At 68.2% G+C, this 17293-nt stretch carries 16 protein-coding genes; 9 read left to right on the forward strand and 7 right to left on the reverse strand.

Annotation, left to right across the window (positions count from 1 at the left end):
• Nucleotides 1-29 precede the first annotated feature (29 nt).
• Nucleotides 30-1346 carry an OprO/OprP family phosphate-selective porin gene (locus tag C3942_RS17535; RefSeq protein ID WP_104231668.1) on the reverse strand — a complete coding sequence of 439 codons (1317 nt, stop codon included), beginning with the start codon at nt 1344-1346 and terminating at the stop codon, nt 30-32.
• Between the two features lie 90 nt (nt 1347-1436).
• Here C3942_RS17535 and modA point away from each other — a divergent pair, with 90 nt between their 5' ends.
• The 3 genes from modA to C3942_RS17550 are packed head-to-tail and all read left to right on the forward strand — an operon-like array spanning nt 1437 to nt 3550.
• Nucleotides 1437-2201: a molybdate ABC transporter substrate-binding protein gene (modA, locus tag C3942_RS17540; protein WP_104231669.1), complete on the forward strand. Its 765-nt coding sequence runs from the start codon at nt 1437-1439 to the stop codon at nt 2199-2201.
• A 13-nt stretch (nt 2202-2214) separates the two neighbouring features.
• A complete protein-coding gene (modB, locus tag C3942_RS17545; RefSeq protein ID WP_243393655.1) occupies nt 2215-2919 on the forward strand; it encodes a molybdate ABC transporter permease subunit in 705 nt (234 codons plus the stop codon).
• A complete protein-coding gene (locus tag C3942_RS17550; RefSeq protein ID WP_104231671.1) occupies nt 2906-3550 on the forward strand; it encodes an ATP-binding cassette domain-containing protein in 645 nt (214 codons plus the stop codon). Before modB ends, C3942_RS17550 begins: the two co-directional genes overlap by 14 nt.
• A 14-nt stretch (nt 3551-3564) precedes the next feature.
• Here C3942_RS17550 and C3942_RS17555 read toward each other — a convergent pair whose 3' ends face one another.
• The gene (locus C3942_RS17555; protein ID WP_104231672.1) at nt 3565-4470 is read right to left on the reverse strand and encodes a LysR family transcriptional regulator; all 906 of its coding nucleotides are present in this window, start codon (nt 4468-4470) and stop codon (nt 3565-3567) included.
• Nucleotides 4471-4566: 96 nt separating this feature from the next.
• Here C3942_RS17555 and C3942_RS17560 point away from each other — a divergent pair, with 96 nt between their 5' ends.
• Nucleotides 4567-5412 (forward strand): type 1 glutamine amidotransferase domain-containing protein, encoded by an 846-nt coding sequence (locus C3942_RS17560; RefSeq protein ID WP_104231673.1) that lies wholly within the window; start codon nt 4567-4569, stop codon nt 5410-5412.
• 30 nt (nt 5413-5442) lie between these two features.
• Here C3942_RS17560 and C3942_RS17565 read toward each other — a convergent pair whose 3' ends face one another.
• The 4 genes from C3942_RS17565 to C3942_RS17580 form a co-directional block, all read right to left on the reverse strand.
• Nucleotides 5443-6255, reverse strand: a complete 813-nt coding sequence (locus C3942_RS17565) for a TOBE domain-containing protein (RefSeq protein ID WP_104231674.1) — start codon at nt 6253-6255, stop codon at nt 5443-5445.
• A 1-nt stretch (nt 6256) separates the two neighbouring features.
• Nucleotides 6257-6763, reverse strand: coding sequence for a TlpA family protein disulfide reductase (locus C3942_RS17570; RefSeq protein WP_104231675.1), 507 nt, complete (start codon nt 6761-6763; stop codon nt 6257-6259).
• 4 nt (nt 6764-6767) lie between these two features.
• On the reverse strand, nt 6768-8132 hold the full coding sequence (gene ffh / locus C3942_RS17575) for a signal recognition particle protein (protein WP_104231676.1): 1365 nt from the start codon (nt 8130-8132) through the stop codon (nt 6768-6770).
• A gap of 88 nt (nt 8133-8220) precedes the next feature.
• Nucleotides 8221-8988, reverse strand: a complete 768-nt coding sequence (locus C3942_RS17580) for an MBL fold metallo-hydrolase (RefSeq protein WP_104231677.1) — start codon at nt 8986-8988, stop codon at nt 8221-8223.
• A 107-nt stretch (nt 8989-9095) separates the two neighbouring features.
• Here C3942_RS17580 and C3942_RS17585 point away from each other — a divergent pair, with 107 nt between their 5' ends.
• Nucleotides 9096-9893: a cytochrome C assembly family protein gene (locus C3942_RS17585; RefSeq protein WP_104231678.1), complete on the forward strand. Its 798-nt coding sequence runs from the start codon at nt 9096-9098 to the stop codon at nt 9891-9893.
• Nucleotides 9894-10156: 263 nt separating this feature from the next.
• Nucleotides 10157-11386 (forward strand): HlyC/CorC family transporter, encoded by a 1230-nt coding sequence (locus C3942_RS17590; RefSeq protein ID WP_207766136.1) that lies wholly within the window; start codon nt 10157-10159, stop codon nt 11384-11386.
• 55 nt (nt 11387-11441) lie between these two features.
• On the opposite strand, the gene radA is transcribed toward C3942_RS17590, so the two are convergent.
• Nucleotides 11442-12812: a DNA repair protein RadA gene (gene radA, locus C3942_RS17595; RefSeq protein ID WP_104231680.1), complete on the reverse strand. Its 1371-nt coding sequence runs from the start codon at nt 12810-12812 to the stop codon at nt 11442-11444.
• Between the two features lie 90 nt (nt 12813-12902).
• Between radA and C3942_RS17600 the strand changes: the two genes are divergently transcribed.
• Genes C3942_RS17600 through C3942_RS17610 form a run of 3 tightly spaced genes read left to right on the forward strand, consistent with a single transcriptional unit; the run spans nt 12903 to nt 17173 of the window.
• Complete coding sequence (locus C3942_RS17600; RefSeq protein ID WP_104231681.1) at nt 12903-15587, forward strand: CHASE2 domain-containing serine/threonine-protein kinase; 2685 nt, start codon at nt 12903-12905, stop codon at nt 15585-15587.
• A gap of 9 nt (nt 15588-15596) precedes the next feature.
• Entirely contained in the window at nt 15597-16418 is an 822-nt protein-coding gene (locus C3942_RS17605) for a Stp1/IreP family PP2C-type Ser/Thr phosphatase (RefSeq protein ID WP_104231682.1), read from the forward strand.
• Between the two features lie 8 nt (nt 16419-16426).
• Nucleotides 16427-17173, forward strand: a complete 747-nt coding sequence (locus C3942_RS17610) for an FHA domain-containing protein (RefSeq protein ID WP_104231683.1) — start codon at nt 16427-16429, stop codon at nt 17171-17173.
• Nucleotides 17174-17293: the final 120 nt, after the last annotated feature.

The raw sequence follows: 17293 nt of genomic DNA on the forward strand, positions 1-17293 counted from the left end.
CGGTGAACGGCGGCCGATCCGGCCGCCGTTCAGATCGCCAGCTGCAGGCGCATCTGGAAGATCGCCGGCTCCTTGTCGTTGAGCGCCGCCGACGCGCCGGTGCGGCCGTTCGCGTCCAGCACCTTGATGGCGTTGAAGCTGATGCGGGTGAACGGCGTCAGGTACCAGTTCAGCGCCAGCGCGGCGTTGTCCTCGGTGCCGCCGCGGACGGCCTTGTCCTCCAGGTCCACGGTGCTGTAGCGCGCCGCCAGCTCGAAGGCGCCCCAGCCGGCATCCTTGCCGAAGTTGTTCGCCGGACGCACGCCTTCGAAGACGCCGCGGTCCGCCTTGTAGCGGCGGCCCTCGCCGGTCAGGGTCCAGGCGAGCTGGGCGTAGCCGCCGGAGAAGCTCAGGGAGGAATCCGTCTTGCGGTCCAGTTGCACGAAGCTGTATTCCGCCTGGGCGGAGAACGCGCCCTGCTGCCAGGCCAGTTCCAGCCCCTTCACCTGGATCAGGTCCACGGCGGCAATGTTGCCGGTGCTGACCAGGCGCTGGGCATTGGGCACCTGGTTGGATTCCGGCTTGAAGGCGAAGGCGACCGTGCCGCCGGTGGCCCCCGCAGCGGTGTCCTGGGTGGGATTGCGGACCTGGATCGCCGCGCCCAGGTGCAGCACCTGCTTCTCCGACAGGACCGGCGCCCAGCTGACGCGTCCGACGCCGCTGAAGCTCTCGTCGCCGGCCTGCGCGGTGGCCACCGGCTCGCCGAAGACACCCAGCGCCGCCGTCCAGTGGGCACCCGAGGTGCTGACCATCAGGCCCGGCGCGCGCGAGGGCACGAAGCCCCAGGACATGGCGCGCTCCATGAAGGCCACGCTCTTGTCCGCCGCCAGGGCATCCATGCCGAAGGGCACCTTGAAGTTGCCGGCGGTGACCGTCAGCGGCTTGTAGCCGTTGTAGGCGACGAAGGCGTCGGTGACGCCGGTGGTGCCGGCGAACTCGTACTCCGCGCGATAGCTCCAGTCCTTCAGGAAGCTGCCGCCCACCGAGAGGCGCGAACGGCGCATCTCGCTGCCGTCCGGCAGGTCGTAGCCCGCCTCGTCCTGGTAGACGGCGAAGTCGAGCTGCTGCAGCGTGCCGACCTGGACGCTGGCGGTGCCGTCGCCGGACAGCACGCGGAAGCCGTCGTCCGTACTCACCGTGGGTGCGTTCTTGCGCGAGGCCTTGAGCTTCTCGTATTCCTCCAGGCTGATCACGCCCTTCTGCGCGAGGGTTTCGAGCAGTTCGTCGGCAGCGGAGGCGATGGGGGCGGCAGCCAGCAAGGAAAAAGCGCACAGCGCGGCAAGGCCGGCCGGGAAACGTTGACTCATCACGAAAACTCCCTGGGTTCTGATTGACAGTCGGTATCGTTATATAGAACGCTATATATCGACATCTCCGCAAGCCCCCGGGTATCCGCCATGCGCCTCCAGGCAAAACTGCTGTCGTCCCTGCTGCTGCTCGTCTCCTCCGCTGCCTTCGCCGACCCGGCGCGGGTGTATGCCGCCGCCAGTCTGACCAACGCGGTGACCGACATCGGCGCGGCCTGGCAGAAGGCCGGACACGAGCCGCCGGTGCTGGTGTTCGGCGCCTCCTCGGCGCTGGCCAAGCAGGTGGAGGCCGGCGCGCCGGCCGACGTCTTCATGTCCGCCGACCTGAACTGGATGGACTACCTGGAGCAGCGCGGCAAGCTTGCCGCCGGCAGCCGCAGTTCCCTGCTCGGCAACACCCTGGTGCTGATCGCGCCCAAGGGCAAGGCCCCCGAGGTGAAGATGGAGCGCGGCTTCGACCTGGCCGGCGCCTTCAAGGGCAAGCTCTGCACCGGCGAGCCGGGCGCAGTGCCGGTGGGCATCTACGCCAAGGAAGCGTTGGCCTCGCTGGGCTGGTGGGACAAGGTCTCCGGCCGCATCGTCGGCACCGACGACGTGCGCACCGCGCTGGCCTTCGTCGAGCGCGGCGAATGCCCGCTGGGCATCGTCTACGCCACCGACGCGGCCATCAGCAGCAAGGTGGAGGTGGTGGCGAGCTTCCCCGCCGGCAGCCACAAGCCGGTGGTCTATCCGGTGGCCCTGGTGCAGGGCGGGCGTGCCGAGGGCGGCGAATTCCTGCAGTATGTGCGCAGTTCGCCCGACGCCGCGGCGATCTTCCGCAAATACGGCTTCACGCTGCTCGAATCCAAGCCCTGAGTCCCGGACCCGAGTGTTCTCGCCCGACGAACTGACCGCGCTGTGGCTGTCCGCGAAAGTCGCGTTCTGGGCCACCCTGCTCTGCCTGCCTCCGGGGATCGGCCTGAGCTGGTGGCTGGCGCGCCGCGACTCGCGCGGCAAGCTGGCGCTGGAAGTGCTGGTGCAGCTGCCGATGGTGCTGCCGCCGGTGGTGCCGGGCTACATCCTGCTCCTGCTGCTCGGCAACCAGGGGTTGATCGGGCGCTGGCTCAACGAGCAGTTCGGCGTCAGCATCGCTTTCACCTGGAAGGGCGCGGTGCTGGCCTCGGCGGTGATGGCCTTCCCGCTGATGGTGCAGCCGGTGCGCCTGGCCTTCGCCATGATCGACCGCCGCCTGGAGCAGGCCGCCACCACGCTGGGCGCCCCACCCTGGCGCGTGTTCCTGAGCATCACGCTGCCGCTGGCACTGCCCGGCATCATCGCGGGCCTGGTGCTCTGCTTCAGCCGCAGCCTCGGTGAATTCGGCGCGACCATGGCCTTCGTCGGCAGCATTCCCGGCGAGACGCGCACGGTGCCGCTGGCCATCTACGGCTACACGCACGTGCCCGGTGGCGAGGAGGCGGCGCAGCGCCTGGCGATCCTGTCCATCGTGCTGGCCGGTGCCGCGCTGACGGCGGCACACATCATCAACCGGCGCGCAGAGCGCCTGCTGGGCTACCGTCCGCATGCTGAGCATTGATCTCGACTTCCGCCGCGGCGCGTTCCGCCTGCAGGCCCGGGCCGAGATCGGCGCGGGTGTGACCGGCGTCTGCGGCCCCTCCGGCAGCGGCAAGAGCACGCTGCTGGCTTTGCTGGCCGGCCTGCTGAAGCCGCAGGCCGGCACGATCCGCTTCGATGGCAAGCTCCTGGCCGACGGACGTCACTGCGTGCCGGCCTGGCAACGGCATTTCGGCCTGGTGTTCCAGGATGGCCAGCTGTTCCCGCACCTGAGCGTGCGCGACAACCTGCTCTACGGCTACAAGCGCCTGGAACCGGCGCAGCGGCGCTTCGAGCTGCAGCCGGTGCTGGAGCTGCTGGAGATCGGCCCGCTGGTCACGCGCCGCCCGGCGCAACTCTCCGGCGGCGAGCGCCAGCGCGTGGCGCTGGGCCGCGCCCTGCTCTACTCGCCGCGCCTGCTGCTGCTGGATGAACCGCTGTCGTCGCTGGACGAACGCCTCAAGCAGCAGATCCTGCCCTTCCTGCGGCGGGTGAAGGAAGAAACGCGCCTGCCGATGCTCTACGTGACGCATGCTACCGCCGAGGTGGACTACCTGGCCGACCGCGTGATGCAGATGGAAGCAGGACAGTTGCGCGAGCCGGCGGTCGCCTGAGGCCGGAGCAGGCCTCAGGCGACCGCCGCGCTCACCAGTTCCTCCACCAGCGCGCGGCAGGCCGCCGAGAGGCGCCGGTGCGGTGCATAGATCACCGAGAAGGGACGACTGCCGCCGCGCAGTTGCGGCAGCACTTCCACCAGGCGTCCCTGGCGCAGGCGCTCCGCGGCGATGAAGTCGTAGGTCTGGCAGATGCCCAGGCCCTGCTCCGCCAGCGACACCACACCCAGGACATCGTCGGAAACCTGCAGCCGCGATGCCGGCGTCCACTGCAGCTCACGCCCGTCCTGCCGGAACAGCCAGGGACTGATGCGCCCCGTGCTCGGCAGCACGAACGGCAGGCAGGCATGCCGGCGCAACGCATCGAGGTCCTGGGGGCTGCCGGCCTGTTCCAGGTACTCCGGCGAGGCCACCAGGCAGAGCGCGGCGTCCTCGAGCTTGCGCGCCACCAGCCCGCTGTCCGGCAAGGAACCGAGCCGGATCGCCAGGTCGAAGCCTTCCGCCACCAGGTCGACGTTGCGGTTGGTGATGTTCAACTCCACCTGCACCTGCGGATAGCGCTGCGTGAAGCGCCGCAGCAGGGGCGGCAGGCGGTAGTGACCGTAGGTGGTGGGCACGCTGAGGCGGACCCCGCCGCTGAGCTCGCTCTGCTGCCCCTGGATCGCCCGCTCAGCCTCGGCGATCAGCGAAAAGGCTTGGCGCACCTGCTCCAGGTAGCCCCGCCCCGCCTCGGTCAGCCCCAGGCTGCGGGTGGTCCGGCGCAGCAACTGGACGCCCAGGCGCGCCTCGAGCCGGGTGATCGTGCGGCTCAGTACCGAGGGCGTGGTCGACAGCGCCACCGCGGCCGCGGTGAACGAGCCCTGCTCCACCACCGCGGCCAGGACCTCCACATCTCCCAGGTGCTCGAACTGCCGCCCCATTATTGCCTCCAGCGAACAGATATATGCCGATTATGGCCATTTATCGTCATGCCAGCCATCAATAAAGTGTCGGCCTGTTCCACAACGGAGATTCCCATGAACCCCTTTCGTATCGGCAGATTCCTCGTGGCGGCAGCACTGGCGCTCAGCGCGGGGCTGGCCCAGGCCGGGCATGTCCTGGTGGTGCTGTCGGACTCGGACCGCCTCGACCTGAAGGACGGCCAGGTCTACCCCACCGGCTTCTATCTCAACGAGTTGATGCAGCCGGTGAAGCTGCTGCTGGACGCCGGCCACCAGGTGAGCTTCGCCACGCCGCTGGGACGCGCGCCCGCGGTGGACGTGAATTCGCTGGACGCGATGCACTTCGGCGGCAACGCCGCCGCGCTGCGCGAGCATCGGGCGCTGCTGGAACGCCTGGCGCTGACCTCGCCGGAGAAGTCGCCGGTGATCAGCCTGGAGCGTGCCGAGCAGATCGGCTTCGGCCGCTTCGACGCGGTCTACGTGCCGGGCGGGCATGCCCCGATGCAGGACCTGCTGCACAGCGCCACGCTGGGCCGCCTGCTGGCCCACTTCCATCAGGCTGGAAAGACCACGGCGCTGGTCTGCCATGGCCCCATCGCGCTGCTGTCGTCGCTGCGCGACCCGCAGGCCTTCACGCGGCAACTGGAGAAGGACGGCAAGGCGCAGAAGCCACGGTGGATCTACGCGGGCTACCGCATGACCGTGATCAGCAACCAGGAAGAGGAGCAGGCCAAGGGCTACCTGAAGGGCGGCGCGATGAAGTTCTACCCGCAGACGGCGCTGCAGCAGGCCGGCGGCGACTACCGCAGCAACACCGCTCCCTGGACCGCGAACGTGGTGGTCGACCGGGAACTGGTCACCGGCCAGAACCCGGCTTCCGCGCTGGAGGTGGGGCGGCTGCTGCTGCAGCGCCTGAAGTAGACGGAAACGGCCCCGGCTGGCACCGGGGCTTCAGCCGGCGACGCCCAGGATCACGCTGGAGGCCTTGAAGATGGCACTGGCGGCCTTGCCCTCCGCCAGGCCCAGTTCCTCGACGCTGGCATTGGTGATGGTGGCCACCACGGAGTTGCCGCCCTGGAGACCGATCACCACCTCGCTGTTGACGGCGCCGCGGGTGAGCTTGCTGATGCGCCCGCGCAGGCGGTTGCGGGCGGAGAGCTTCATCGCCGGGCCCTCGTCCAGGGCCACGATGACCCAGGACGCCTTGACCAGGGCCAGGGCCTCGACACCCTTCTTCAGGCCCAGGCTCTCCACGCTCTCGTGCGTGACGATGGCCACCAGGCGATCGCCGCCGGAGAGCTCCAGCTCCACCTCGTCGTTGACGGCGCCCGCCTTGACGCGGACGACCTTGCCGGAGAAGTGGTTGCGGGCACTGGTCAGCATGGTGAACCTCCGGAGCATGCGCAGGTCGGCCGAGGCATCGCCCAGCAGGCCGTTCACGCGCTCGAGAAAGCGCTGGTGTTCCTCGGCGACGGCGCCGTAGGTCTGCACCAGCTGCTCGCCGCGCGGCGTCAGCGTGGTGCCGCCGCCACCCTTGCCGCCGGCGGCGCGTTGCACCAGCGGCCGGTCGGACAGGTTGTTCATGGACTCCACGGCATCCCAGGCGGCCTTGTAGCTGAGGCCCACGGCCTTGGCCGCATGGGTGATGGAGCGGGTTTCGCCGATGGCCGCCAGCAGCTCGATCCAGCGCTGGCCGCCGAGCTTGCCGCCCCGGGCCTCCAGCTGCAGGCTGCCGCTGACGCTGAGGGCCTTCTTCGCCGGCACGCTACTTCTTGTTCATCAGCGCGATGACGCGCTGCTTCAGGTCTTCGGTGAAGCCGGCACCGTAGCCGTGGTAGACCATGGAGATGCGGCCGTCCTGGGCCACGAGGTAGGTCGCCGGCAGGCGCCAGACTTCGTAGAAGCGCGGCGCGAAGCCGAGCTGGTCCACCACCAGCGGATAGGTCACCGGACGCGCCTTGGCGAAGCGGCGGGCGTCCTCGACGTTGCGGTCGATGCTGACGCCCAGCACCTCGAACTTGTCGCCATAGCCCTTCTTGTGCAGGTCGGCGCGCATCGCGTCCAGCTCCGGCATGGCCTGGATGCAGGGCCCGCACCAGGAAGCCCAGAAGTCGACGATCACGACGCGGCCCTTGAGCTGGCTGAGCTTGATGCCCTCGGGCCCGCTCAGCACCACGCCGGCCGCCTCGGGGGCCATGTCGCCGATGGTGGCGGCCTGCGCGGGCAGCGCGCAGGCCAGCGCCAGCAGGGCCGCGGACAGGAGCTTCGGCATGGGCTCAGCGCCGCGGCATCATGCCGGGCGGCAGGCGCCCGGCGAGGCTGCGCATCATCTTGGCCATGCCGCCGCCCGCGAACTTCTTCATCATGTCCTTGGTGGTCTCGTACTGGCGCAGCAGCTGGTTGACCTGCTGCACTTCCACGCCGGCGCCCGCCGCGATGCGGCGCTTGCGCGAGGCCTTGATCAGGTCCGGGAAGCGGCGCTCCTGCGGCGTCATCGAGTTGATGATGGCGACGGTGCGGCGGATCTGCTTCTCGGCGTCGACGCTCTTGATCTGCTCCTGCATCTGGGCGCCGCCCGGCAGCTTCTCCAGGATCGACTGCATGCTGCCCATGTTCTGCATCTGCAGCATCTGCTCGCGGAAGTCGGCGAGGTCGAATCCCTTGTTCTTCTTGAGCTTCTCGGCGAGCTTCTGGGCCTTCTCGTGGTCGACCTTGCGGGCCGTCTCCTCGATCAGGCCGAGCACGTCGCCCTGGCCGATGATGCGGTTGGCGATGCGGTCCGGGTGGAAGATCTCCAGGCGGTCGGACTTCTCGCCGACGCCGAGGAACTTGATCGGGCGGCCGGTGACCTGGCGCACCGACAGCGCGGCGCCGCCGCGGGAGTCGCCGTCGACCTTGGTCAGGATCACGCCGGTCAGCGGCAGCGCATCGCCGAAGGCCTTGGCGGTCTTGGCGGCGTCCTGGCCGGTCATGCTGTCGACCACGAACAGCGTTTCCACCGGGTTCAGGGCGGCATGCAGCTCGGCGATCTCCTTCATCATCGCCTCGTCGACCGTGGTGCGGCCGGCGGTGTCGACGATCAGCACGTCGGCGTACTGCTTCTTCGCGTGGGCCAGCGCCGCCTGGGCGATGGCCACGGGCTGCTGTCCGACCTCGGAGGGGAACCACTCGACGCCGACGTTGCCGGCGACGATGCGCAGCTGCTCGATGGCGGCCGGGCGGTAGACGTCGGCGGAGACGACGACGACATTCTTCTTCTCGCGCTCCTTGAGCCACAGCGCCAGCTTGCCGGTGCTGGTGGTCTTGCCCGAGCCCTGCAGGCCTGCCATCAGGATGATGGCCGGGGGCTGCTGGCGCAGGTTCAGGGGCTCGGCGTTGCCGCCCAGGGTCTCGGTCAGCTCCTGCTGCACCACCTTGAGGAACTGCTGGCCCGGGGTCAGCGACTGCAGGATCTCGGCGCCCAGGGCGCGGACCTTGACCTTGTCGATGAACTCCTTGACCACCGGCAGGGCGACGTCCGCCTCCAGCAGGGCCATGCGCAGCTCGCGGGCGGCGGCGTTGACCTGGTCTTCGGTGAGGCGGCCCTGGCCGCGGATGGAATCAAGGACGCGGGAAAGGCGCGTCGTGAGGTTTTCGAACATTGAAGCGGCAGGCCGTGGAATCTGTGTCGGCGGATTCTAGAGCATGAGCCGGCGCCCCGTCCGCTGGCCCGGCCCGCCGCCCGACGGCTCAGGAGGTGATCAGGTCGCCCCGCTGCAGGTGGTGGTAGCGCCAGTCCTTCAGGGCCGTGCGGCACTGCTTCTCGATCAGCTGCTCGCAGCCCGGCTTGTGGTGGGTCAGGAACAGTTCCGGATGGTGCTTGAGCTTGCGCAGCTCGGAGGCCAGCAGGCTCGGGGTGAAATGCCGGGAGGCGGCGCCCAGTTCGACCTGCTCGTCCGGAAAGGCGATCTCGATCATCAGCTTGTCGAGCCGCGGCAGGCCGTTGAGGAAGGCCCAGATGTCGTCGTTGGCCCAGGTGTCGCCGCTGAAGGCGAAGGTGCCGCGGGGACTTTCCAGGGCATAGCCCACCGCCGGGACGGTATGCAGCACCTTGAAGGCGGTCAGCCGCCGGTCGCCGCCCAGGTCGGTCGGCGCCCCGACCTCGATCTCGGAGAAGCGCAGCAGGGGTTGCTCCTCGTTGGGCAGCTTGGAGAAGTCCGGCCAGATGGTCCAGTTGAAGACATGCTGGCGCACCGCCTCCAGCGTCTGCCGGGTGGCGTGCACGGCGATCGGCCGGTCGATCAGATCGAACAGGTTGTCGGCCATGAAGGCCAGGCCACAGACATGGTCGAGATGGGAATGCGAGAGGAAGACATGGCTGATGCGGCGCTGCTGCGCCAGCGACAGGTCGCCCACCCCCGTTCCGGCATCGATCAGGATTTCGTCGTCCACCAGCAGGCTGGTGGTACGCAGGCCCGGCCCCACTCCCCCGCTGCAGCCCAGGACTTTGATCCGCATGCGTTCCGTTGTTTTATGGTTGTGTCATTTGATCCTAGCACAGCGTTCTGCGCCCCCAACCGCGGCCTGCGTCACATCGCGGGCGATTCGGGTATGCTGCCGATCCCATGACGTTAGCACTGATTCTCATTGCCGTTTTGTCCTACGCCGCCTGCGGCTGGCGGGTCTGGCGGTATCCGCAGCACGACAGCACGCTGGAGCGCGCCCTGGCGGGCGTGGCCATCGTGCTGCACGCCGCCGTGCTGGGGCACCAGGCCCTGCAGGGCGGCGCGATCCGCATCGGCCTGCCCGAGGCCGCCTCGCTGTTCACCCTGCAGTCCGCCGTGCTGCTGTGGCTGCTGTCCTGGCGCGAGCCGCTGCGCTCCCTGGGGCTGACGATCTACCCGCTGACCGGGCTGGCGGCCCTCTGGGCCGCCCTGGAACCCAGCCTGCTCGACGCCGCCCCGGTGGCCGACTGGAAACTGCGCTGGCACATCATCCTGTCGCTGTTCTCGGCCGGGCTGCTGACCATCGCCGCGATGCAGGCCGGCGCGCTGGCGCTGCAGGACCGCCTGCTGCACCGCCACGACCTCAGCCGCCTGCTGCTCGGCGGCCTGCCGCCGCTGCAGACCATGGAACGGCTGCTGTTCCAGCTGATCGCCATCGGCTTCCTGCTGCTGTCGCTGACGCTGCTGTCGGGCCTGTGGTTCGTGCACGACTGGTTCGCCCAGCACCTGGCCCACAAGACCGTGCTGTCGATCACCGCCTGGCTGATCTTCGGCACGCTGCTGTGGGGGCGCTGGCGCTACGGCTGGCGCGGGCGCACGGCGATCCGCTGGTCGCTGGCGGGCTACGCCGTGCTCATCCTGGCGTACTTCGGCAGCAAGCTCGTGCTGGAACAATTCCTGGGCAAGCACTGGACATGAGCCGCCTGCCGGAAAAGGCGCGATTTTCCTGTGTTGCCGGAAGCCGGGCGCCCACGCGCCCGACTTCTGCCGGCGCCTCGCCGCGCCAATTTCAGTTTGTCGAAGAAGCTTTTCTTCAACAAACCTTTACGCTACATTCTTAATGTCCGCCACGTTGACAGCGCGGCCCTCTCCCGAATAGATAGAAGTCCACACGGCCAAAGACTGACCGCGCGATCTTGGACGCCATCCCCTTGTGGGTCCTTTTCGGACTCCTGATCCTGATGTTGCTGTTGTCGGCATTCTTCTCCGGTTCCGAAACCGGACTGATGACGATGAACCGCTACCGCCTGCGCACGCGCGCCAAGCGGGGCGAGCGTGCCGCGCGGCTGGCGCAGGACCTGGTGGAGCGTCCGGACCACCTGATCGGCTGGATCCTGCTGGGCAACAACGTGGTGCAGGCCCTGGCCGCGTCGATCACCACCGTGATCGGCTACCGCCTGTTCGGCGAGATCGGCATCGCCTATGCCGCGGGTGCCGTGGCGCTGCTGCTGCTGATCTTCAGCGAGTACATTCCCAAGACCCTGGCCGCGATCTACCCGGAGCGCCTGGGCCTGCCTTCGGCCTACATCCACTGGGCGCTGATCCGCCTGTTCTACCCCGTGGTCTGGCTGGTCAACCGCGTCAGCAATGCCCTGCTGCGACTGCTCGGCGTCTCTCCGGAGGAAGCGGCGCAGCACAGCCTCAGCGCCGAGGAATTGCGCACCGTGGTGGCCGAGGCCGGCGCCATGATCCCGCACCGCCACCAGAAGATGCTGCTGTCGATCCTGGACCTGGAGAAGGAAACGGTCGAGGACATCATGGTGCCGCGCAACGAGATCACCGGCATCGACATCTCCGAACCCTGGGAGCAGGTGCGCGCCGCGATCGTGGACAGCCAGCACACCCGCCTGCCGGTGTTCGACGGCTCCATCGACAACCTGCGCGGCGTGATCCACCTGCGCCGCGTGGTACGCCTGGCCGCCGAGAACAACCTGGACCCCCACAGCCTGGTGGGCCTGGCCAGCGAACCCTACTTCATCCCCGAAGGCACGCCGCTGAACCAGCAGCTGCTGAACTTCCAGAACCAGAAGCGCCGCATCGGCTTCGTGGTGGACGAGTACGGCGACATCCAGGGCCTGGTGACGCTGGAGGACATCCTCGAGGAAGTGGTCGGCGAGTTCACCTCCGACCCGGCCACGCGCATCAAGAACGTCTACGCCGACCCCGACGGCTGCTACCGCGTCAACGGTTCGGTGACGATCCGCAGCCTCAACAAGAACCTAGGCTGGAAGCTGCCGGTGGACGGCCCCAAGACGGTCAACGGGCTGGTGATGGAAAAGCTGGAAGCCATGCCCCAGGCCGGCCGCCGCATCACGATCAAGGGCTATGAGTTCGAGATCACCGAGACGCGGGCCAACACGGTGAAGTCGGCGCGGGTCCGGCCGCCGGGAGAACAGCGGGCAGCGGCGTAGTTGTCTCGCCTGTCTCCCTGTCCCGCCGGCGGAAGCAGGGAAAGTCAGGAACGGCCTAGCGCTGGAACGCGTCGATCGCCTGCTCCAGCCGCGACACCGGAATCACCTCGATATCCAGCTTCACCGCCTTGCGGGGCCTGTTGGCCTCCGGGACGATGGCGCGGCGGAAGCCATGCTTGGCCGCCTCCGCCAGGCGCTCCTCGCCGCCCGCCACCGGGCGCACCTCGCCGGCCAGACCCAGTTCCCCGAAGGCGATCAGGTCATTGGGCATGGGCCGGTTGCGGAAGGAGGACAGCACGGCCAGCATCAGCGGCAGGTCGGCCGCCGGTTCCTGGATGCGCATGCCGCCCACCACGTTGGCGAACACGTCCTGGTCGCCCAGGGGGATGCCGCCATGGCGGTGCAGCACCGCCAGCAGCATGTTCAGGCGGTTGCCCTCCAGGCCCAGGGTGACGCGGCGCGGGTTGCCGACCAGGGAGCGGTCCACCAGGGCCTGCACTTCCACCAGCAGCGGGCGGCTGCCCTGGCGCGTCACCGTGACCACCGAGCCGGGCACCGGCTGCTCATGGCGCGACAGGAACAGCGCGGACGGATTGCTGACCTCCTTGAGGCCGTCGTCGCCCATGGCGAACACGCCGAGTTCATTGACGGCGCCGAAGCGGTTCTTGACCGCGCGGATGATGCGGAAGCGCGAGCCGGGGTCGTGCTCGAAGTACAGCACCGAGTCCACCATGTGCTCGAGCACGCGGGGCCCGGCGATGGCGCCCTCCTTGGTGACGTGGCCCACCAGGATCACGGCGGTATGGCTGGCCTTGGCATGCCGCACCAGCTGGGCGGCGCACTCACGCAGCTGCGAGACCGAGCCGGGCGCGGAATCCAGGGAGTCGGTGTAGAGGGTCTGGATCGAGTCGATCACCACCAGGCCGGGCCGGTGCTGGGCCAGCTGGGCCAGGATCTCCTCCACCGAGGTCTCGGCCAGCACCGGCAGGTCCAGCTCCGGCAGCCCCAGGCGCTGGGCGCGCAGGTGGACCTGGGTCAGCGATTCTTCACCGGTGACGTACAGCGTGCTCATGCGCGCCTGCACACTGGCCAGGACCTGCAGCAGCAGGGTGGACTTGCCGATGCCGGGGTCGCCGCCGATCAGGATGACCGCGCCGGGGACGATGCCGCCGCCCAGCACCCGGTCCATCTCGCCCAGCCCGGTACCGGTGCGCGGGGTCTCGCGGGTATCCACCTCGCGCAGGCGCTGCACGCGCCCTCCGGCCATGCCGCTGATGCCACCGCCGCGGGCCTTGGCCGCGGCAGTGTCGACGCGAGCCTCCACCAGCGTATTCCAGGCACCGCAGTCGGGGCACTGGCCGGCCCACTTGGGACTTGCCGCGCCGCAGGACTGGCAGACGTATTGCGTTTTTGTTCTGGAACCCATCTCACATATTCTTGTTTTCTGAGGAACTAATATCGGAGATACTTTGAGTTAGTATGAGCCGAAGAGCGCAACTGCGGGGGGACGTAGGTCGTGCAAAAGAATAGCGTCTGGTCGAAAGACTGGTTTGCCGCCGTTGCTTTCACACTGGTCTTCGTCGTGCTGGCCTGGGGGGTCTTCGGCGACGCCTTCCAGTCCCTGGAGCGCAGCACCTACGACGTCGGCGTGCGCTCGCGCGCGCTGGCGCCGTCCGAGGATGTCGCGATCGTCGCGATCGACGAGCAGTCCATCGCCAACCTCGGCCGCTGGCCCTGGCCGCGCAACAAGCAGGCCGAACTGATCGGCAAGCTGCATGAAGGCGGCGCCAAGGTCATCGGCGCCACCATGCTGTACTTCGAGGCCGACGCCGGCAGCTCCGCCGAAACCTTCAACGCGATCCTGGCCGACCTGAAGGCCTCGCCGCTGGTGCAGGATATCCCGGCGGAAGCCGAGACCTTCGGCATCATGCTGGACGAGACCGCGCGGCAGACGCGGGTCAAGGCCATCGCCAACATCGCGCAGTCCTACCGGGACTCCGCGCTGGCGACCAAGTACCGCCCCGCGATGGAAGCCCTGCTGGCCCAGCTCGAAGCCGGCGCCAAGGCCGGCGGCACCACCGACGCGACGCTGGGCGCCGCCGTGGCCGCCGGCAACGTGGTGCTGCCGATCCTGTTCAAGGAAGGCCGCCCGCAGGGCCGCCCCGACCAGCCGCTGCCGGAGTACGTGCGGCGCAACCGGCTGCAGGACGTGCAGGACCGCATCGGCGCACGCGCCGACGGCGCGGTGCCCGGCCCCACCGTCTCGGTGGAGGTGCCGGTGGCGAGCATCGGCGAAGCCGCGCCCAGCATGGGCCACCTGAACATCGCGCAGGACGTGGACGGCGGCGTGCGCTACGAACCGCTGGTGCTGCAGCATTTCGACGAGTTCTACCCCTCGCTGTCGCTGATGATCGCGGCGGCCAAGCTGAACCTGAAGCCGCAGGACATCCAGGTCCATCTCGGCGAGGGCGTTACGCTCGGCGGCATCCACATCGGCACCGACGACGCGCTGCGCATGTACACGCAGTTCTACGGCGACCAGGAAGGCAAGCCCGCCTTCCCGGTGGACTCGGCCTATGACGTGCTGGCCGGCAAGATCCCGTTGGGCAAGTACAAGGACAAGGTGGTGCTGCTGGGCACCACGGCGCCGGGCACCGGCGACACCTTTGCCACGCCCTCGTCGGCCTCCACCACGCCGGTGGCGATGCTCGCGCACGCGGTGTCCTCGATCCTCAAGCAGCACTACTTCACCCGTCCGGCCTGGGCCGGCTGGCTGGAGCTGGCGGTGTTCCTGCTGCTGGCGGCCTACCTGGCGCTGCTGGTGCCGCGCATGAAGGCCGCGCTGGCCGCCGGCCTGACGCTGGTGCTGGTGCTGGCGCTGATCGGCGTGCAGGTCGGCGTGATGGCGTCCAGCGCGATCTGGCTCAAGCTGACGATCCCGGCGGTGTTCCTGCTGGCGGGCCATGCCTTCATGACGGTCAAGAAGTTCCGCATCACCGAGATGCTGAAGCAGACCACCGAGGTGGAGAACGCCGAGTCCAACAAGATGCTGGGCCTGGCCTTCCAGGGCCAGGGCCAGCTCGACATGGCCTTCGAGAAGTTCCGCCGAGTGCAGCCGGTGGACGAGAAGCTGCTGGACCTGATGTACAACCTGGCGCTGGACTTCGAGCGCAAGCGCCAGTTCAACAAGGCGGAGTCGGTGTACCAGCACATCGCCGGGCACCAGAAGGACTTCCGCGACGTGCAACAGAAGCTGAACCGCGCCAAGAAGCTTTCGGAGACCGTGATCCTCGGCGGCGGCGCGGGCCGCTCGCACCCGGGCGGCACCATGGTGCTGGACAACGACGCCACCCAGCAGATCGAGAAGCCGATGCTGGGCCGCTACCAGGTGGAAAAGGAGCTCGGCAAGGGCGCCATGGGCATCGTCTACATGGGCAAGGACCCGAAGATCGGCCGCACCGTGGCGATCAAGACGATGGCCCTGTCGCAGGAGTTCGAGCCCGACGAGCTGACCAGCGTCAAGGAACGCTTCTTCCGCGAGGCCGAGACCGCCGGCCGCCTGACGCACCCGCATATCGTCTCGATCTACGACGCGGGCGAGGAGCACGACCTCGCCTATATCGCGATGGAGTTCATCAAGGGCAGCGACCTCACCCGGCACACCAAGGCCAACAACCTGCTGCCGATGCCCGAGGTGCTGCGCCTGGTGGCCGACGCCGCCGACGCGCTCGACTATGCCCATAGCAACGGCGTGGTCCACCGCGACATCAAGCCGGCCAACATGATGCTGGTGGAAGCCACCCAGACCATCAAGCTGATGGACTTCGGCATCGCCCGCATCGCCGATTCCAGCAAGACCAAGACCGGCATGGTGCTGGGCACGCCCAGCTACATGTCGCCGGAGCAGCTCGCCGGCAAGCGCGTGGATGGCCGCTCGGACCTGTTCTCGCTGGGCGTGACGCTGTACCAGCTGCTGACCGGCAGCCTGCCGTTCACCGCCGACTCCATGGCCACGCTGATGTTCAAGATTGCCAACGAACCGCATCCGCCCGCCGGCGGCCTGCGGCCCGACCTGCCTCCCAAGGTGAATGTCGTGATCGACCGCGCGCTGCACAAGGACATGGAGCAGCGCTACCAGCGCGGCAGCGAGCTGGCGCGCGATCTCCGGTTCATCCTTTCCGGCCTTGGCGGCCCCACCTGAGGACCTGGCATGGCACTCAAGGAAAAAGTCGCCACCGCCCTGCTCTCCGACGTGGGCAGGATGCGCAACAACAACGAGGACGCCGTCGAGCAGGACGGCGACCTGGGCCTGCTGGTGCTGGCCGACGGCATGGGGGGATACAACGCCGGCGAGATCGCCAGCGGCATCGCCACCACGACCGTGCTGGACGTGGTCCGGCGCGAATGGAAGGACCTCAAGCGCGGCGAGGTCGACCCGGGCAGCGGCTACAGTGCCGAGGCCCTGCTGCTGCGCAAGGCGGTGGAGAGCGCGCACCAGACGATCTACCAGGTGGCGCAGAGCCAACCCCAGTGTGCCGGCATGGGAACGACGATCGTTACCTGCCTGATGCACGACGATAGGATGTCGATCGCGTACGTTGGCGACTCCCGGCTGTACCGCTTCCGGGACCGCAAGCTGGAGCAGATCACCCGCGACCACTCCCTGCTGGAAGAGCTGGTGGCCCGCGGCCACTACACCCGCGAGGACGCGCAGCGGCTGGTGCGCAAGAACATCGTGACCCGCGCCCTGGGCGTGGAACCCGACGTCACCGTGGACCTGATCGAGGACATGGTGGAGGTCGGAGACATCGTCCTGATCGCCTCGGACGGCCTGACGGACATGGTCTCCGACGAGAAAATCGGCTTAACACTCGCCAAGTTAGCTGATAATCTTGATAGTGCGGCAGAAGAATTGATCAGGCTGGCCAACGAAGCCGGCGGCAAGGATAACGTTTCGGTGGTGCTGGCTCGCGCGGACGCGTCGTTCGCCCGCGGCAGGCGCTGGTATGAACGATTGATGGAGTGGTTCTGAGAACACTTATGGGCAAGCTCATCGTCACGGATAGCAGCGGCCAGACCAAGGATTTCCCGCTCAACAAGGAGCGGGTCACCATCGGCCGTCATGCCGACAACGACATCCCGCTCAACGACAAGGCCGTTTCCGGCCACCACGCCGTGGTCATCACGATCCTGCAGGACTCCTTCCTGGAGGACCTGGACTCGACCAACGGCACCCAGGTCAACAGCAAGCAGATCGCCAAGCACCCGCTGTCGCATGGCGACGTCATCAGCATCGGCCGCAACTCGCTGCGCTACGAGGGCGAGGGCCAGGGCGCCGACGACGACTTCGAGAAGACCATGATCCTGAAGCCGGGCCAGTTCGGCGCGGCATTCGACGCCCAGGTCAACAAGGCCACCGGCAGCCCGGCCGCGGCACCCGCCCCCTCGCTGGCCGCCTCCCACGGCCATGCCCCGGCGGCGGCCCCGAGCCTGGCCTCGACCAACGCGCCGAAGCCGGTTCTGGGCAAGCTGCGCGTCGTCAGCGGCCCGAACCAGGGCAAGGAACTGGAACTGTCCAAGGCCCTGACCACGATCGGCAAGCCCGGCGTGCAGGTGGCGGCCATCACCCGCCGTGCCGACGGGTACTACATCGTCCACGTGGGCGGCCAGGCCGGCGGCGCCAAGCCCCTGGTCAACGGCGCCCCGCTGGACACCCAGGCGCGCAAGCTCAACGACGGCGACGTGGTGGAGCTGGCGGGCACACAGATGAGCTTCATGATCATCTGATCCTGGCGACAGATCAGCAAAAAGGGCGGCCCATGGCCGCCCTTTTTCGTTGTGCTGCCTCTTGATCCGGTCTGGCGCTCATGCGGGGATGGTCTGGTCCATCCATGGACAGCCCTCGCC

This window comes from Solimonas fluminis, from assembly GCF_002930645.1.
In the GTDB taxonomy this organism is placed as follows: Bacteria; Pseudomonadota; Gammaproteobacteria; order Nevskiales; family Nevskiaceae; genus Solimonas_A; species Solimonas_A fluminis.

Coding starts and splice junctions, on each gene's coding strand:
- C3942_RS17535 (WP_104231668.1), bottom strand. CDS start 1,346: ATGAGTCAACGTTTCCCGGCCGGCCTTGCCGCGCTGTGCGCTTTTTCC.
- modA (WP_104231669.1), top strand. CDS start 1,437: ATGCGCCTCCAGGCAAAACTGCTGTCGTCCCTGCTGCTGCTCGTCTCC.
- C3942_RS17550 (WP_104231671.1), top strand. CDS start 2,906: ATGCTGAGCATTGATCTCGACTTCCGCCGCGGCGCGTTCCGCCTGCAG.
- C3942_RS17555 (WP_104231672.1), bottom strand. CDS start 4,470: ATGGGGCGGCAGTTCGAGCACCTGGGAGATGTGGAGGTCCTGGCCGCG.
- C3942_RS17560 (WP_104231673.1), top strand. CDS start 4,567: ATGAACCCCTTTCGTATCGGCAGATTCCTCGTGGCGGCAGCACTGGCG.
- C3942_RS17570 (WP_104231675.1), bottom strand. CDS start 6,763: ATGCCGAAGCTCCTGTCCGCGGCCCTGCTGGCGCTGGCCTGCGCGCTG.
- ffh (WP_104231676.1), bottom strand. CDS start 8,132: ATGTTCGAAAACCTCACGACGCGCCTTTCCCGCGTCCTTGATTCCATC.
- C3942_RS17580 (WP_104231677.1), bottom strand. CDS start 8,988: ATGCGGATCAAAGTCCTGGGCTGCAGCGGGGGAGTGGGGCCGGGCCTG.
- C3942_RS17585 (WP_104231678.1), top strand. CDS start 9,096: ATGACGTTAGCACTGATTCTCATTGCCGTTTTGTCCTACGCCGCCTGC.
- C3942_RS17590 (WP_207766136.1), top strand. CDS start 10,157: ATGTTGCTGTTGTCGGCATTCTTCTCCGGTTCCGAAACCGGACTGATG.
- radA (WP_104231680.1), bottom strand. CDS start 12,812: ATGGGTTCCAGAACAAAAACGCAATACGTCTGCCAGTCCTGCGGCGCG.
- C3942_RS17605 (WP_104231682.1), top strand. CDS start 15,597: ATGGCACTCAAGGAAAAAGTCGCCACCGCCCTGCTCTCCGACGTGGGC.
- C3942_RS17610 (WP_104231683.1), top strand. CDS start 16,427: ATGGGCAAGCTCATCGTCACGGATAGCAGCGGCCAGACCAAGGATTTC.